The sequence below is a fragment of the Microcystis sp. genome, assembly GCF_048564745.1.
Classification (GTDB): Bacteria; Cyanobacteriota; Cyanobacteriia; order Cyanobacteriales; family Microcystaceae; genus Microcystis; species Microcystis ichthyoblabe_A.
Map to the genome: position 1 here is coordinate 1 of NZ_JBLZRT010000204.1, position 1,616 is coordinate 1,616.

The window sequence follows — 1,616 nt, forward strand, 5'->3', positions numbered from 1 at the left end:
CCCATTTCTCCATTTTTTTGCTTACCTCCACCTTGATTCCTTCTTTCAAAACTATACCTATCAATCGTTTCCCCTTTTTTTAAGTTTCTTCTCTTTTTGTTAAGAAAGATCCGACTAATGGATAGCCTTATCAAGGGGGGCAGGGGGGATCAAACCCCCCTTATCAAGGGGGGCAGGGGGGATCAAACCTCCCTTATCAAGGTAGGATCAAACCAAAAATTAAATCAACTTATTGTTTAGTTATAACCTAAGTTCGGGATGCTGAGTTATTGACTTTGGTTTGATAAAGTTTAAAACAACTTTGCATCACCTCTCGCGGCTTTCCTTGACTTTGGCTAACAAGAGAACTTATTTCCTCCTCAGTAAAAGTCACTCCAGTTTGACTTAGACGATGACTAATAAAATCTTTAATTTTAGCTTCATCCCATAATTTAATCGGAAATTGTTGACAAATTCCCTCGAAAGGTGAATCACCTCCTTTATTATCAGGAAATAAAACATCAAGGGAACGATTAGCCGCTACTACTAATCTTAAAGGTGGATCGGGACGATTGGCTAACTCTCTTAATTGACTTCTAAGCTGATAGCTGAAATATTTTTGAGTCATATTATCTACCACATCCAATAATAACAGGATTTTGTGTTTTTCTAATTCCCTAGTTAATCTAGTTCCTTTGAGCGGTTTATCGTAATTCGCAGCTATACCAATCTGATTACATAATTCATAATAAAAATCCTTATCTCCTGCTAATCCTTCTAAGTTTAGATACAAGGGTTGTCGCTGACTAAGTAAATACTCCCTTGCTTGATGGTAAATTCCCCAAAGCAGGGTGGTTTTTCCCGTTCCCCTTTCCCCGATAATAGCAGCACTACTGCCGGAATTTAAAACCTCAAAAATATCTTTAATTTCTTGTTCCCGTCCAAAAATCTGCTGAATTTCTCGAATACCTCCGGAAGTGGGTTTAAAAGGATTATGGGCATTTTTTTGGGGTTGTAATTGCGGAAAATATTTAAAAATAGTCTGAACTGGAATCGCTCTTCCTCCTAAATCACTGTACTCATCTCTGGTTTTATTCACCACTCCGCACACTTTCCCCGTGCGTAAATTTAACAGAGGTGAACCACTAAAACCGGGTTGTACTTGCCCTAATTTAAACTTGATTAGGGGGTTTTCATCCCCCGTTAAACCTATATACTCAAAGTCACTAGGATCACCGTTCGGATAATCGTTGGTATAGCCAAAAGTGTATAATTTATCTGTTAATTGTAAATCGTGATCAAAATCGACATATTTGTGATCTAAAGACGAGTTTAATTGTAAAAGAGCCAGATCGATCCCGTCTAGATTCGGTAAGTTGATAATTTTAGCCCCAGAAATTTGACCTTGCCAAATTATCTCGATAGTCTCGTTATTATCCCGCACATTTTTTATCACATGAAGACAGGTCAAAATTAACCCTTGTCCCACAAAAAAGCGGCTCTTCCGAACTTGTCATGTAAAATTAAATAAAAAACAGACAATTATTGCTGACCAATAAAACAATAATTTATCTTTAAAAGCTCACTATGCTTGCAATACAGCAATTTATTGGTTAAAATATAAACAGCCAAGACCA

The 1,616-nt window shown here is 37.1% G+C and carries 1 protein-coding gene; it reads right to left on the reverse strand.

Annotated elements, in window-relative coordinates; all coding sequences use genetic code 11:
• Nucleotides 1–247: 247 nt before the first annotated feature.
• Nucleotides 248–1,468: a trypsin-like peptidase domain-containing protein gene (locus ACOCD9_RS20825; RefSeq protein WP_419548323.1), complete on the reverse strand. Its 1,221-nt coding sequence runs from the start codon at nt 1,466–1,468 to the stop codon at nt 248–250.
• Nucleotides 1,469–1,616 lie beyond the last annotated feature (148 nt).